This window comes from Pseudomonas argentinensis (assembly GCF_001839655.2).
Classification (GTDB): domain Bacteria; phylum Pseudomonadota; class Gammaproteobacteria; order Pseudomonadales; family Pseudomonadaceae; genus Aquipseudomonas; species Aquipseudomonas argentinensis_B.
The window spans coordinates 1,967,833-1,985,045 of sequence record NZ_CP056087.1 but is presented as its reverse complement, the minus strand read 5'-3'; the positions used below and the strand labels follow the sequence as shown (position 1 = coordinate 1,985,045).

The 17,213-nt window shown below is 61.8% G+C and carries 4 protein-coding genes; 1 reads left to right on the top strand and 3 read right to left on the bottom strand.

Annotated features, from left to right (window positions below; all coding sequences use genetic code 11):
* Positions 1-7: 7 nt before the first annotated feature.
* From SA190iCDA_RS08750 to SA190iCDA_RS08740, 3 genes are all read right to left on the bottom strand, one after another.
* On the bottom strand, positions 8-2,164 hold the full coding sequence (locus tag SA190iCDA_RS08750; protein ID WP_070887860.1) for a type I secretion system permease/ATPase: 2,157 nt from the start codon (positions 2,162-2,164) through the stop codon (positions 8-10).
* A gap of 32 nt (positions 2,165-2,196) precedes the next feature.
* Positions 2,197-3,549, bottom strand: a complete 1,353-nt coding sequence (locus tag SA190iCDA_RS08745; RefSeq protein WP_070887968.1) for a TolC family outer membrane protein — start codon at positions 3,547-3,549, stop codon at positions 2,197-2,199.
* Positions 3,550-3,739: 190 nt separating this feature from the next.
* Positions 3,740-4,093: a hypothetical protein gene (locus SA190iCDA_RS08740; RefSeq protein WP_170833994.1), complete on the bottom strand. Its 354-nt coding sequence runs from the start codon at positions 4,091-4,093 to the stop codon at positions 3,740-3,742.
* A gap of 39 nt (positions 4,094-4,132) precedes the next feature.
* Here SA190iCDA_RS08740 and SA190iCDA_RS08735 point away from each other — a divergent pair, with 39 nt between their 5' ends.
* Complete coding sequence (locus tag SA190iCDA_RS08735; RefSeq protein ID WP_236101135.1) at positions 4,133-17,212, top strand: Ig-like domain-containing protein; 13,080 nt, start codon at positions 4,133-4,135, stop codon at positions 17,210-17,212.
* The last annotated feature ends 1 nt before the right edge of the window (position 17,213 follow it).

The window sequence follows — 17,213 nt, the reverse complement described above, 5'->3', positions numbered from 1 at the left end:
GGAGTCCTTAACTGACACTGATCTGCCCCTTCTTCAACGCCTCCATGACGCTCTCTTTCGGACCGTCGGCGATGATGCGACCCCGGTCGACGATGACCAGCCGCTCCACCAGGCTGAGCATCGAGGCGCGGTGGGTGACCAGCAGCAGCGTCTTGTTCTTGCTGATGGCGGCAAGGCGCTGCTTGAGGCGCTCTTCACCGGTGTTGTCCATCGCACTGGTGGGCTCGTCGAGCAGCAGGATCGGCGGATCCAGCAGCAGTGCCCGGGCCAGGGCCACGTTCTGGCGCTGACCGCCGGAAAGATTCTGGCCGCGCTCGCCCACCTGCAGCTCGTAACCATTGGGGTGCAGGCGTGCGAACTCGTGCACGCCGGCCAGCTCGGCGGCTTGCAGTACAAGCTCGTCTTCGACGTAGCGCGCACCCGAGACCAGATTGTCGCGCAGGGTGCCGGCGAACAGCTGGATATCCTGGGGCACGTAACCGATGTTGTAGCGCACGTCGCTGACATCCAGTTGGCGCACATCGATACCGTCGACCAGCAGGCTGCCGGCATCGGCCTGGTAGAGGCCAACGATCAGCTTGGCCAGCGAGCTCTTGCCGGAGCCGCTGCGACCGATGATGCCGACCTTTTCGCCGGGGCGAATCACCAGGTTGATGCCCTGCAACGCGGCCTGCTGCTGATCCGGGTAATGGAAATCCAGCTGGCGAAATTCGATGCCGCCCTGCAGCGTCTGGCGCTTGAGGGGGCGCTCGTCGGCCTGGCGCTCCTGAGGCAGCTCCATCATCTGGTTGACCGAGTCCAACGTCACGCGGGCCTGCTGGTAACGAATCAGCAGACCGGACACCTGGGCCAGGGGTCCCAGGGCGCGGGAGCTGAGCATGTAGCAGGCAATCAGCCCGCCCATGCTCAGGTTGCCGGCGATGATCTGGTACACGCCCAGCACGATGATCACCACGCCGGCGAGTTGCTGCAGCAACAGCGTCGCGTTCATCGCCAGGCTCGACAACATGCGCGCCTTGAGTTCGAAGCGGCCCAGGGTGCCGATGGTCTGCTCCCAGAGGTACTGACGCTCGCTCTCCGCGTTGTTGACCTTGACCGCATCCAGGCCGGCCAGGCTCTCGATCAGGCCGGACTGGCGCTCGGCCGCCAGGGCCATGCTGCGCTCCATGGTCTCGGCCAGCGGCTTTTGCAGCGCCCAGCCGATCAGTGCGACCAGCGGGAAGGCGATGATGGGGATCCACACCAGGTGCCCACCCAGATAGGCGATGACAGCAAGGATAAGGATGGTAAAGGGCAGGTCGATAACGCTGGCCAGCGTCAGGGACGCGAGGAAGTCGCGCAGGCTCTGAAACTCGTGAATGTTCTGGGCGAAGCTGCCGACCCGCGCCGGACGATGCTTCATCGCCATGCCGACGATGCGCTCGAACAGGGTGGCCGAGATGATCATGTCGGTCTTCTTGCCAGCCAGATCCAGGCACAGGCCGCGCAATGTCTTGAGCAACAGATCGAAGATGAACACCCCACCGATGCCGATGGCCAGCACCCACAGCGTCGCCTCGGCCTGGTTGGGCACGACGCGGTCATAGACGTTCATCACGAACAGCGGGGTGACCAGGCCGATCAGGTTGATCAGCAGGCTGGCCGCGACCGCGTCGATGTACAGCCAGCGCGAGCGCTTGAGGGTATCTCGAAACCACGAGCTGGCCCGGGGAATGAGCTCGCCGCGGGTGAAATCGAACTTGTGCTGAGGTTGGGCGAAGAACACCCGGCCACTGTAGTCCTCGGCCAGGGTTTCGGCGCTGACCCGCACTTCGCCGCCTTCCGTCTCGCTGGGCATGATGCGCGCCTGCCCATCGGCCTCCCAACCAAGCAGCAGCGCACTGCGCCCGTCGCGCAGCAACAGCAGCGCGGGCAACGCCAGTTCGGGGATCTTGTCGAGATTGCGCCGCAGCCAGCGGCCCTGCAGCCCGGCGCGGGCGGCAGCCCGGGGGAGCAATTCGGCGCTCAGGCGCTGCTTGGGCAGCGGCAGCCCGGCAGTGAGCATGGCCCGGCTGACGGATTTCTGATGGAGACTGCACAACGACAGTAAACTATCCAGCAGAGGATCGTCGTAACGGTCACGGGGATCGTTACGTGGCTGGGATGGATCAGGTTCTACTGCCACTGCACATTTACCCTTACCTAAAAAACCGAACTCTAGTTCATGTTGGGCAGTTGCACATTAGTCTTGACCGTATCGAGCGGCACGGAAGCCATCGGCGCCGCGATTCCCTGGCTCTTGAGCAGCGTACCGGTGGTCGCCTTGATGCGGTAATGGGTGAACAGCTCGGTAAAGCGCACTTCCTGCAGGCGGCGGGCGGCAGTGAAGTATTCGTTTTCGCTGTCGAGCAGATCCAGCAGGGTGCGCTCGCCCAGCCCGAACTGCTTCTGGTAGGAGTCACGCACTCGGGAGCTGTGGTCGACGTATTGCTGAGCGATCGGCAGTTGCGCGCGGGCGTTCTGCAGTGCGTTCCAGGCCAGCCCGACCTCTTCGTTGAGCACGCGCAATGCATTGTTGCGAATATCCATGGCCTGGTTGCTCAGGTACGCCCTGGAGCGCACGTTGGCGCTGTCGCTACCGCCCGCGTACAGGTTGTAGCGCATGCGCACCATTGCCTGCCATTCCTTGTTTTGCCCTTCCACACCGTCGACGTTGTCGTTGAGGCCGGTGGAAACTTCGGCATCGAAGCGTGGGTAGTAGATGCTTTTCGCCGCGGCGTATTGCGCCTCGGTTGCCCTCACATCGGCCTCGGCCGAGCTGATGTTGGGGTTGTTGGCCAGCAGTTCGTCACGGGCAGCCGTCAGGCTTTCAGGTAGATGAACGCCCATGCTGTCCGGCATGGCGAGGTCGACGGGCTCGCGACCCACCACGCTCAGGTAGGTGACCTGGGCATCGGCCAGATTGGTCTGCTCGGTCAGCAGGTTGTTACGCGCCTGGGCCAGGCGCGCCTCGGCCTGGTCGAGGTCGGCCATGCGCCCTACACCGCGCTCGCTGCGCAGGGAAATCTGATCGTAGATGCGCTCGTGGCTGCGCAGGTTCTCTTCTGCCAGGCGCGCCAGCTCCTGACGTTGCAAGACATCCAGGTAGACCTGGGCCACCTCCAGCGCCGTGCGCTCGGAGTTGGCCAGCAGCGCATAGGCACGGGCGTTGACGGTAGCGCGCTGACGAGCGACTTCATTGCGGGTGGCGAAGCCGTCGAACAGCATCTGCTGAACGGTCAGGCTGGCTTCGGAGCGGTTAAGGGTCCGATAGCCGCGGTCGTCACTGGCACGGGTGCTGTTGTTCTCGGTACCCTCGCGGCCATAGCCGGCCTGCACGTCGACACGCGGCAGATAGCCTGCCCGAGCCGCCTTCATGTCCTCTTCGACCGCCAGCCGCGCATTGATACCGGACTGGATTTCAGGATGCACGGTGAGTGCGTTCTGCATGGCCTCGGTCAACGTCTGCGCCTGGGCTGAAACGGCAAGGGCAAGGGCAAGAGGAAGCGTGGCAACGAAACGCATGTTCAGTAAATTCCCTGTTAAAGCCGACATGTTTGATCGGTATATATCAAGTCGCTGAGCGACCGGCAGAAGACTATCATTGCCACGGAACTTCAAGTGTTTGATAGAAGGCAAACAGCTGAAAATATCAAAGTGACATCAACCGGTCCGATTGTTTATGATCGGACCCGAAGGGTCAATAGTCTGGCGGCCACCCTCAAGCAATAAATTTCCGCCAATTATATGACGCCGTATTTTCAGCATTATCCGCTATAAATCGGTATAGACGCTTTTCACAGATTTTACCTCGCGCATGCGCATGGAGCTGGTTATGAGCAATTTCGCCGCCGTCATCAAATCTTTGATTGGCCAAGTCTTCGTCACCTCGATTGACGGAGTTCGGCGTCAGGTATTTGAGGGGGATCGCGTCTTCGCTGGCGAGCAGGTCACCACGGCCGATGGCGGCTCCGTGACGCTTGAGATGGCGAACGGCGAAACCGTCCAGCTTGGTGCCAACAGCTCCTGGCAAGCCGGCAACCCCGAAACGCAAGACGTTGCGGAGGCTGCGCAAGCGCCCGCCAGTGAACTCGAGCAGGCACTGGCAGCAGGCATGGACCCCACCGTCGACCTCGAGCCCACCGCGGCAGGTCCCGGCGCGGGCGCTGGTGGCGGCGGCGCGGGTGGCGGCCATAGCGCGGTAATGCTCGACGAGACGGCACAACGCGTTGATCCGACGATCGGTTTTCAGACTACCGGACTGGGCACCCCCGGCTTCAACCTGATCGAAGACAACGACCCGGCCATTTTCACCACTGCAGCGGCCACGGCCACACCCGATACAACCCCACCCGACGCAACCGCTCCAGTGGTAACCATCGGCATCGATCCGATCACTGGCGATGACGCTCTCAACAGCGCCGACCTCGGCACCGCCACGGTGACCATCACCGGCACGGTGGGCGGCGATGCGCGAGTTGGCGACGCGATCACCCTGAACCTGGGGGGCACCCTCTATAGTGGTACGGTCATCGCCCTCGGCAACGGCGCGCTCGGCTTCAGCATTCCGGTCAGCAGCGCTGACCTCGGCAGCCTCAACACCATCAGCGCGACGGTCAGCAGTGCGGATGCAGCAGGCAATGTCGGCACCGCCACGGCCAGCCGTCCTTATACCGTCGATACTATGGCGCCGGCGATCACCGTCGATGCGCCGGCCATTACCAACGACACCACGCCGACCATTACCGGCACCACCGATGCGCCGGTGGGCAGCACCGTTACGCTGACCATTACCCAGGGCAGTACCGTACTGACCACCACAGCTACGGTCGTGGCGGGCGGCACTTATTCCGTTGACGTACCTACTGGCCTGGCTGAAGGCCCGTACTCGGTTGATGCCACCGTCACCGACGCCGCCGGCAATACTGGCTCGGCTACCGACAGTGGTGCCATCGACACGACTGCTCCAGCAATCACTGTCGATGCCCCGCCTATCACCAACGACACCACACCGACCATCACCGGAACTACCGATGCGCCGGTGGGCAGCGTCGTTACGCTGACCATTACACAAGGCACTACCGTTGTGACCACGACAGCCACCGTGGTTGCTGGTGGAACGTATTCTGCCAACGTACCGGCAGGCCTGGTCGAAGGATCCTACGCCGTTGATGCCTCGATCACTGACGCCGCCGGCAACACCGGTTCGGCTACCGACAGTGGCGCCATCGACACGACTGCACCGGCAATTACCGTCGATGCCCCTGCTATTACCAATGACACCACGCCGACCATTACCGGTACCACCGATGCGCCGGTGGGCAGCACTGTCACGCTGACCATTACCCAGGGCAGTACCGTACTGACCACCACAGCTACGGTCGTGGCGGGCGGCACTTATTCCGTTGACGTGCCTGCTGGTCTGGCTGAAGGCCCTTACTCCGTTGATGCCTCGGTCACTGACACCGCCGGCAATACTGGCTCGGCCACAGACAGCGGTACTGTCGATACCACCGCACCGGTGATTACGGTCGATGCGCCGGCTATCACCAACGACACTACGCCGACCATCACCGGTACTACCGATGCACCAGTGGGCAGCACCGTTACCCTGACAATTACTCAGGGCAGTACCGTCATTACCGTGACTACCCCGGTTCTGGCTGGCGGCACCTATATCGCCGATGTGCCCCAGGCTCTGACCGAAGGCCCGTATACCGTTGGCGCTCAGGTAACTGACCCAGCCGGCAACACCGGCTCGGCCACTGACAGCGGTACTGTCGATACCACCGCTCCGGCAATTACGGTCGATGCGCCGGCCATTACCAACGACACGACGCCGACCATTACCGGAACTACCGATGCACCGGTGGGCAGCACCGTTACGCTGACCATTACCCAGGGCAGTACCGTACTGACCACCACAGCTACGGTCGTGGCGGGCGGCACTTATTCCGTTGACGTGCCTGCTGGCCTGGCTGAAGGTCCTTACTCCGTTGATGCCTCGGTCACTGACGCCGCTGGCAACACCGGCTCGGCCACCGACAGCGGCGCTATCGACACTACCGCTCCGGCAATTACGGTCGATGCGCCGGCCATTACCAACGACACTACGCCGACCATCACCGGTACTACCGATGCACCAGTGGGCAGCACCGTTACGCTGACCATTACCCAGGGCAGTACCGTCATTACCGTGACTACCCCGGTTCTGGCTGGCGGCACCTATATCGCCGATGTGCCCCAGGCTCTGACCGAAGGCCCGTATACCGTTGGCGCTCAGGTAACTGACCCAGCCGGCAACACCGGCTCGTCCACTGACAGCGGTACTGTCGATACCACCGCTCCGGCAATTACGGTCGATGCGCCGGCCATTACCAACGACACGACGCCGACCATCACCGGTACTACCGATGCACCAGTAGGCAGCGTTATTACGCTGACAATTACACAAGGCACTACCGTACTGACCACCACGGCTACCGTGGTTGCCGGCGGAACGTATTCTGCCAACGTACCGGCAGGCCTGGTCGAAGGATCCTACGCCGTTGATGCCTCGATCACCGACGCCGCCGGCAACACCGGCTCGGCCACTGACAGCGGTGCCATCGATACCACGGCTCCGGCAATTACCGTCGATGCGCCTGCTATTACTAACGACACTACGCCGACCATTACCGGTACTACCGATGCGCCGGTGGGCAGCGTTATTACGCTGACTATTACTCAGGGCACCACCGTACTGACCACCACAGCTACGGTCGTGGCGGGCGGCACTTATTCCGCTGACGTGCCTGCTGGCCTGGCTGAAGGTCCGTACTCGGTTGATGCCATCGTCACCGACGCCGCCGGCAACACCGGCTCGGCCACTGACAGTGGCGCCATCGACACGACTGCTCCAGCAATCACCGTCGACGCCCCGGCTATCACCAACGACACCACACCGACCATCACCGGAACTACCGATGCGCCGGTGGGCAGCACTGTCACGCTGACTATTACTCAGGGCACCACCGTACTGACCACCACAGCTACGGTCGTGGCGGGCGGCACTTATTCCGCTGACGTACCTACTGGCTTGGTCGAAGGGCCCTATTCCGTTGATGCCTCGATCACTGACACCGCCGGCAATACTGGCTCGGCCACAGACAGCGGTGCTATCGACACGACTGCTCCAGCAATCACCGTCGACGCCCCGGCTATCACCAACGACACCACGCCGACCATTACCGGTACCACCGATGCGCTGGTGGGCAGCACCGTTACGCTGACCATTACCCAGGGCAGTACCGTATTGACCACCACAGCTACGGTCGTGGCGGGCGGCACTTATTCCGTTGACGTACCTACTGGCCTGGCTGAAGGCCCGTACTCGGTTGATGCCACCGTCACCGACGCCGCCGGCAACACCGGCTCGGCCACTGACAGCGGTGCGATCGATACCACGGCTCCGGCAATTACCGTCGATGCGCCTGCTATTACTAACGACACCACGCCGACCATCACCGGTACTACCGATGCACCAGTAGGCAGCGTTATTACGCTGACAATTACACAAGGCACTACCGTACTGACCACCACGGCTACCGTGGTTGCTGGTGGAACCTATTCTGCCAACGTACCGGCAGGCCTGGTCGAAGGATCCTACGCCGTTGATGCCTCGATCACTGACGCCGCTGGCAATACTGGCTCGGCCACTGACAGCGGTGCCATCGATACCACGGCTCCGGCAATTACCGTCGATGCGCCTGCTATTACTAACGACACTACGCCGACCATTACCGGTACTACCGATGCACCAGTAGGCAGCGTTATTACGCTGACAATTACACAAGGCACTACCGTACTGGCCACCACAGCTACGGTCGTGGCGGGCGGCACTTATTCCGCTGACGTGCCTGCTGGCCTGGCTGAAGGTCCGTACTCGGTTGATGCCATCGTCACCGACGCCGCCGGCAACACCGGCTCGGCCACTGACAGTGGCGCCATCGACACGACTGCTCCAGCAATCACCGTCGACGCCCCGGCTATCACCAACGACACCACGCCGACCATTACCGGTACCACCGATGCGCTGGTGGGCAGCACCGTTACCCTAGCCATTACTCAAGGCGCCAACACCTTTACGGTCAGCACGCCGGTATTGGCTGGCGGTACCTACAGCGTCGAGCTACCTCAGCCGCTGGCCGAAGGCCCGTATACCGTTGGCGCTCAGGTAACTGATCCGGCGGGCAACACTGGTTCGGCTACCGACAGTGGTGCCATCGATACCACCGCGCCGGCGATCACCGTCGATGCGCCGGCCATTACCAATGACACCACGCCGACCATCACCGGTACTACCGATGCACCAGTGGGCAGCGTCGTTACGCTGACTATTGCTCAGAGCACCACCGTACTGACCACCACGGCTACCGTGGTTGCTGGTGGAACCTATTCTGCAAACGTACCGGCTGGCTTGGTCGAAGGGCCCTATTCCGTCGATGCCTCGATCACTGACGCCGCCGGCAACACCGGCTCGGCTACCGACAGTGGTGCCATCGACACGACTGCTCCAGCAATCACCGTCGATGCGCCTGCGATCACCAACGACACCACGCCAACCATCACCGGCACCACCGATGCGCCGGTGGGCAGCACCGTTACGCTGACCATTACCCAGGGCAGTACCGTCATTACCGTGACTACCCCGGTTCTGGCTGGCGGCACCTATATCGCCGATGTGCCTCAGGCATTGGCTGAAGGCCCGTATACCGTTGGCGCTCAGGTGACTGATCCAGCTGGCAACACTGGTTCGGCTACCGACAGCGGTGCTGTCGATACCACCGCACCGGTGATTACGGTCGATGCGCCGGCTATCACCAACGACACTACGCCGACCATCACCGGTACTACCGATGCACCAGTGGGCAGCACCGTTACGCTGACCATTACCCAGGGCACCAACGTCACTACCGTGACCACGCCGGTTCTGGCTGGTGGGACTTACACCGTCGATATGCCTCAGGCATTGGCCGATGGTCCATACGCCGTCGTTGCTCAGGTCTCGGATCCAGCTGGCAACATCGGTTCGGCCACCGACAGCGGGGCTATCGATATTACAGCTCCAGTCCCGACCATCACCCTCGATGCCAATATCACCGCTGATGACGTGATCAACGGCACCGAAGCCGGCCAGCAGATCCCCATTACTGGCACCGTTGGCGGCGACGCCAAGGTTGGCGACACCGTCACCTTGACCGTCAATGGCAATACCTTCACCGGCCTGGTGACCAACACCAACGGCACCTTGGGCTTCAGTATCAACGTGCCGGGCGCCGACCTGGTAGCCGACGCTGGCCAGACCATTACCGCCAGCATCAGCACCACTGATGCCGCCGGTAACGTCGGCACTGCATCCGACACCGAAGGCTATAGCGTCGATACCACTGCTCCAGTACCGACCATCACCCTCGATGCCAATATCACCGCTGATGACGTGATCAACGGCACCGAAGCCGGCCAGCAGATCCCCGTTACTGGCACCGTTGGTGGCGATGCCAAGGTTGGCGACACCGTCACCTTGACCGTCAATGGCAATACCTTCACCGGCCTGGTGACCAACACCAACGGCACCCTGGGCTTCAGTATCAACGTGCCCGGTGCCGACCTGGTCGCCGATGCAGGCCAGACCATCACTGCCAGCATCAGCACCAACGATGCCGCCGGTAACGTCGGCACCGCCTCCGATACCGAAGGCTATAGCGTCGATACCACCGCACCGACCATCAGCGTCGATGCTCCGACGATTAGCAACGACACCACTCCAACCATTACCGGTACGACCGACGCGCCGGTTGGTAGCATCGTCACCCTGACCGTCACCCAGAACGGTACAAGTTTTACCTTCACCACCCCGGTTTTGGCTGGCGGCACTTATACCGTCGATGTACCGCAGGCATTGGCTGAAGGCCCATACACCGTTGGTGCCCAGGTCACTGATCCGGCTGGCAATACTGGCCGCGCTACCGACAATGGAGCTATCGACACCCTTGCCGGCGACACCGGCGCGGCCCCAGTAGTCACCATCACTGAAGACGCCAACAACGATGGCGTGATCAGCAAGGCTGAGCTCAACGGCCCTATCGACGTCCGCGTAGGCCTGCCAGCAGGTGCAGTGGCTGGCGATACCTTGGTCATCACAAACGGCACCACCCCGCAGAGCATTACGCTCACGGCTGCGCAGATCACTGCAGGCTTCGTCCCAACGACCTTCGCCAACCCGGGCGAAGGCAACACCCTAACCGTCGAAGCCACCCTGCGTGACCAGTTCGGCAACACCTCCGAGATAGGTACCGACACCGCCAAGGTCGACACCCTGGCCGGCACCACGGGTGCTGCTCCGGTCGTTACCATTACCGAAGATGCCAACAACGACGGCATCATCAGCAAGGCCGAACTGAATGGCCCGGTAGACGTGCGCGTAGGTCTGCCGGCCGGCGCCGTGGCTGGCGATACGCTGGTCATCACCAACGGCACCACGCCGCAGACCGTCACGCTGACCGCTGCGCAAATCACTGCAGGCTTCGTCACCACCACCTTCCCAAGCCTAGGGGAAGGCAACACCCTGACCGTTGAAGCAACGCTGCAAGATCAGTTCGGCAACACCTCCGAAAAAGGCACAGACACCGCCAAGGTAGACACCCTGGCCGGCACCACGGGTGCTGCTCCGGTCGTTACCATTACCGAAGATGCCAACAACGACGGCATCATCAGCAAGGCCGAACTGAATGGCCCGGTAGACGTGCGCGTAGGTCTGCCGGCCGGCGCCGTAGCGGGCGATACGCTGGCCATCACCAACGGCACCACGCCGCAGACCGTCACGCTGACCGCTGCGCAAATCACTGCAGGCTTCGTCACCACCACCTTCCCAAGCCCAGGGGAAGGCAACACCCTGACCGTTGAAGCAACGCTGCAAGATCAGTTCGGCAACACCTCCGAAAAAGGCACAGACACCGCCAAGGTAGACACCCTGGCCGGCACCACGGGTGCTGCTCCGGTCGTTACCATTACCGAAGATGCCAACAACGACGGCATCATCAGCAAGGCCGAACTGAATGGCCCGGTAGACGTGCGCGTAGGTCTGCCGGCCGGCGCCGTAGCGGGCGATACGCTGGTCATCACCAACGGCACCACGCCGCAGACCGTCACGCTGACCGCTGCGCAAATCACTGCAGGCTTCGTCACCACCACCTTCCCGAGCCCAGGCGAAGGCAACACCCTGACCGTCGAAGCCACCCTGCGTGACCAATTCGGCAACACGTCGGAAAAAGGAACCGACACGGCACGCGTCGATACGCTGGCAGGTGCCACGGGGGCAGCTCCAACCGTAGAAATTCGCGAAGACATCAACAACGATGGGGTGATCGGTCAGAACGAGCTCAGCGGTGCGATCGACGTTCGAGTCGGCTTGCCAGCTGGCTCCGTGGCCGGCGACACCGTCAGTGTTACCGATGGCACGACCATCAAGACCTTCACACTGACTGCAGCGCAAATCACCTCGGGGCACGTCGACACCACCTTCGCCAACCCCGGCGAAGGCAAGACTATCGTCGTTGAAGCGACACTGCAGGATCAGTTCGGCAACACGTCCGGCAAAGGCATCGACCAAGCGCTTGTGAACAGTAATCCAGTAGCGGTGGACGATCCTGTCGGCAGCCCTTACACCGTGATGATCGGCGACCTGGGTGGTGGCTCAGCCACCAACAACTGGGCACAGAACGACAGTAACAATCAGAAGACGGTAATCCAGGCACGAGATGGCAATGGCGACAACGCCAACTTGCTGCAGCTGGCTGTCGACGGCAACCAGAACGCCCTGGGTGTCGCAGGTTCGCCGCGCGCCGTGGTCAATCAGGTTCCTGACCAGCTGGAATACGACCCGACCACCGGCAAATCCGAATCCATCACACTGAACTTCAGCGGCAATCTCAACCAGGCCGAATTCCGTGTAAGTCGTCTGATCGCTGCCGAAGAAGGTGGCGAAGTCGGGCGCTGGGTGGCCATGTACGAAGGTGTTGAAGTGGCCAGCGGCACCTTCAAGCTCAGCGGTGGCGGCTCTGGCATCTTCTCGCTCGATACCGGCACCCAAGTGTTCGACAGCATCCGTTTCGAAGCGCTACCTACGGCAAATGGCGCAGGGGATGGGTCCGACTACTTCCTGACCGGCTTCTCCGGTTCCGGTCCTGCGTCGGCAAACAGCGCCTACGTGGTCAATGAAAGCCAGACGCTGGTCATCGAGCAGGGCAAGGGCCTACTCAACAACGACAGCGATGCCCAGGCCAACCAGACACTCAACGTCGTCAAGATCAACGGTGCCGACGTCCCGGCAAACGGCAAGGTCGTGCTGGCCACGGGCGTACTGACCGTCAACGCCGATGGCAGCTTCAACTTTGCCGCCAATGACAACAACCTGAAATCGGGTGAGCTCAAGACTCAAAGCTTCACCTATACCGTCAGTGACGGCTATGGAGGTACTGCTACCGCCACCGCCACCATCACCATCATCGGCACCGAAGTGGCCCCTGGCATCGGTGCCGTCAGCGCTGCCGTGGACAGCACTGGTGGCCAGGTGGACGAAGGCGACAACGCTGTCTTTACCGTCAACCTCACCAATGCCAGCAGCACGCCGACCACCTTCAGTCTGGCGTTAAACCCTGGTACGGCCGTGGCAGGTAGTGACTACAACGCAGCACTCACCAACCAGAGCTTCAGCAACGGCGTGACCTACAACGCCGCCACTGGCCAAGTCACCGTGCCGGCGGGCGTGACCAGCTTCACCGTCACCGTTCCGACCATCAATGACACCCTCAGCGAGCCGACCGAAACCTTCAGCCTGACTGTTGGCGGGAAAACCGGCACTGCGACCATTATCGACAACGATGCAGCGCCGACTGTCGGCTCCGTCAGTGCCGCGGTCGATAGCGCTGGCGGCCAAGTGGACGAAGGCGACAACGCCGTCTTTACCGTCAACCTCACCAATGCCAGCAGCACGCCGACCACCTTCAGTCTGGCGTTAAACCCTGGTACGGCCGTGGCAGGTAGTGACTACAACGCAGCACTCACCAACCAGAGCTTCAGCAACGGCGTGACCTACAACGCCACCACCGGCCAGGTCACCGTGCCGGCAGGCGTCACCAGCTTCACCGTTACCGTGCCGACCATCAATGACACCCTCAGCGAGCCGACCGAAACCTTCAGCCTGACTGTTGGTGGGAAAACCGGTACTGCGACCATTATCGACAACGATGCAGCGCCTACTGTCGGCTCCGTCAGTGCCGCGGTCGATAGCGCTGGCGGCCAAGTGGACGAAGGCGACAACGCTGTCTTTACCGTCAACCTCACCAATGCCAGCAGCACGCCGACCACCTTCAGTCTGGCGTTAAACCCTGGTACGGCGGTGGCAGGTAGTGACTACAACGCAGCACTCACCAACCAGAGCTTCAGCAACGGCGTGACTTACAATGCCACCAGCGGCCAGGTCACCGTGCCGGCAGGCGTCACCAGCTTCACGGTCACCGTGCCGACCATCAATGACACGGTCAGCGAGCCGACCGAAACCTTCAGCCTGACCGTTGGTGGGAAAACCGGCACTGCGACCATTATCGACAACGATGCAGCGCCGACTGTCGGCTCCGTCAGTGCCGCGGTCGATAGCGCTGGCGGCCAAGTGGACGAAGGCGACAACGCCGTCTTTACCGTCAACCTCACCAATGCCAGCAGCACGCCGACCACCTTCAGTCTGGCGTTAAACCCTGGTACGGCCGTGGCAGGTAGTGACTACAACGCAGCACTCACCAACCAGAGCTTCAGCAACGGCGTGACCTACAACGCCACCACCGGCCAGGTCACCGTGCCGGCAGGCGTGACCAGCTTCACCGTTACCGTGCCGACCATCAATGACACGGTCAGCGAGCCGACCGAAACCTTCAGCCTGACTGTTGGTGGGAAAACCGGTACTGCGACCATTATCGATAACGATCCGGCACCGACGGTAAAAATCATCGACATCGGGCAACCCGGCACGGCTGATGACAATGTGGTGGAAGGCAACAACCTGGTCTTCAACGTCACCCTGAGCAATGCCAGCTCGACGCCGACCGTGCTGGCCTTCAACGCCACCGGCACGGCGATCGCCAACGTCGATTACAAGCTGACCGCCCAGAGCTTCAGCAACGGCGTGACCTACGATGCCAGCACCGGGAAGATCACCGTGCCCGCGGGTGTCACCAGCTTCTCGGTGACCGTACCGACGCTTGCCGACAATGTAGTGGGCGAGCCGCTGGAAACGGTGAAGCTGGATATCGGTGGCCAGAGCGCCATTGGCGGCATCACCGACGGCACCCCGGATGCCAAGGACGACAGCTACACCAAGGTCACGGGTCTCAAGGCCGAATACTATGGCTATAACGACTCGAGCACCGGGGCGGGCAACGATGGCGCCAACCTGACCAACCTGAGCCAGGTTCGCCAGTTCATCGACAGCCAAAATCCGGCGGCGACCTTCAACGCCACCACGCTCGATTACGGCCACCTGAGCAGTGCATCCGGCCTGGGCAATGGCACCAACCTGCAGAATTTCCTGGGCGTGAACACCACCACGGGCAATGGAGCCAAGGCCAATTCGCTGTCCACGGACCCGGGTAATACCTCCGACGCCATCATCAAGATGAGCGGCTATATCAACCTGGCAGCCGGTACCTACCAGTTCCGGGTGACCGCCGATGACGGCTACAGCATCCGCATCAATGGCCAGGTCGTCGCCGAGTTCAACAACATCCAGTCGAGCGCCACCGCCACGGGTAGATCCTTCACCATCGGCGCCGCCAATGCCGGGCCTCAGCAGATCGAGATCATCTACTGGGATCAGGGCGGCGATGCGCGCCTGAAGGTCGAGGTGGGCCAGGGTGGCACCTTCAAGGTCGTCGACTCGGACATGCTCTACCACGTGCCCACCACCTCCAGCCTGGTGATGGAAGCCGGCGACAGCCTGACGATCGCCGGCAGCACCCTGCTCGGCAACGACACCGATCCGAATGGTGATGCGCTCTCCATTACCAGCGTGCAGAACGCCACCAACGGCACGGTCACGCTCAACAATGGCAACGTGGTGTTCACGCCGAAGGCGGGCTTCTATGGCGACGCCAGCTTCCAGTACAGCATCAGCGACGGCAAGGGCGGCAGCGATATCGCCACCGTCACCCTGAAGGTGAACCAGCCGGCGGATACCATCCGCGTCGCGGGCAACGGCGCCAACGACAACGGTGACAACACCATCGGTGGCGGTGCTGGCAACGACGTGCTGCTTGGTGACGCAGGCGGTACGTTGACCACCCTCCAACCGGCGACCAACTACAACATCGCCCTGCTCGTCGACACCTCCGGCAGCATGCAGGGTGATCGCATGAGCCTGACCAAGAGCGCGCTGTCGAACTTCGCGAAAACCCTGGCGGGCCATGATGGAGTCGTCAACCTCACCTTGGTGGGCTTTGCCGGCGACGTCACGCTGAGCACCAGGGTTGCCGACCTGCAAAATGGCACCAAGCTCGACAGCTTGTTGGCCGATATCCAGCGCCTGACCGCCAACGGCGGCACCAACTATGAAGCTGCCTTCAAGGTAGCGAGCGCCTGGTTCGACGCGCAGAGCGCTGCTGGTAATACCAAAGCGGCTGGGTACGAGAACCTGACCTTTTTCCTGTCCGACGGTGACCCGACCTTTTACTACAATGGCAACACCATCACGGTCAGTGGCAACGGATCGACCACCAATGATCAGGTGCTGCTGGGCTCGCTCGATACCTTCAACGTGCTCGCCGGCAAGAGCGCCGTGCAGGCCATCGGTATCGGTTCGGGCGTCAGCCAGAAGAATCTCAGCCTGTTCGACAACACCACCGACGCGCCTGCGTCCACCTACCTGGCCAACGGCTCGGCGGCCACGCTGGCCAACTTCGACAACAACACCACGGGTTGGAACAACCTCGCCAATTGGCAGACATCCGGCACAGGCAACTTTAGTGGCTCCGTCGGCCGTAGCTCCGATGCCCTGATGATTCGCGACACGGTTGGAGGCTCTCCCGTCACCGCCACAACGCCGTCGCTGACCATTGCCGACGGTGCGTTCAGCAGCCTGCGCTTCGCCTACGGCACCGCGGATACCGGCAACGGTGACGCGCTTAGCTGGAAACTCCAGCAACTGGTACAGGGCGTCTGGACCGATGTGCAGACCGGTGGCGGAACCACCGGCGGCAACTGGACCACGGCGGAAACCGCGGTCGTCGGCGCAGGAACCTATCGTCTGGCCTTCAGTGTCGATGACAAGTCGAGCAACTTCGCCAGCGCCACGATGGCGATCGATAACATCACCCGCGTGGATTACGCCAAGGTGCCGGTTGGCAAGGTCGAGATCGTCAACTCAGCCGATGAACTCTCGGTCGCCCTGCATGGTGGTTCGAATGCGAATGTGCCGGTGACGGTAGGCAACGACACCATCTCCGGCGGCGAGGGCAACGACATCATCTTTGGTGACGTGATCAATACCGACGGCCTGAAATGGGGCGTGGATGGCAACCCGGCCAGGCCCGCCGACCTGCATGATGGTGCTGGTGTGAAAGCCCTGGAAACCTTCCTGGAGCTGAAGAACGGTCTCGCACCGAGCAACGCCGATCTGTATGACTACATCCGCGCCAACCACGAGACCTTCAACGTGGCGGGCGATACCCGCGGCGGCGCGGATAAGCTGTATGGCGGTGGCGGTAACGACATCCTCTACGGCCAGGGCGGCAATGACTTGCTGGTGGGCGGAGCGGGCGACGACATCCTGTTCGGCGGCGCCGGTGCCGACACCTTCGCCTGGCAGAAAGGCGACTTCGGCAAGGATGCGATCAAGGACTTCAACGTCGCCGAGGGCGACACCATCGACCTCAGCTCGTTGCTGCAGGATCACAGCAACAACCTGGACAGCTACCTGAAACTGGTGACCGACAACGGCAGTTCCACCCTGCTGATCAGCACCAAGGGCGAGTTCAACAACACCGACACCAGCAACCAGCAGGTCGCAGCCAAGGCCGATGTACAGATCGACCTGGGCCAAGCCAGCCTGCCGAGCTATGACATCAACACGCTGATCGCCAGCCACACGATCAAAGTCGACCCATGAT

Coding starts and splice junctions, on each gene's coding strand:
- SA190iCDA_RS08735 (WP_236101135.1), top strand. CDS start 4,133: ATGGACCCCACCGTCGACCTCGAGCCCACCGCGGCAGGTCCCGGCGCG.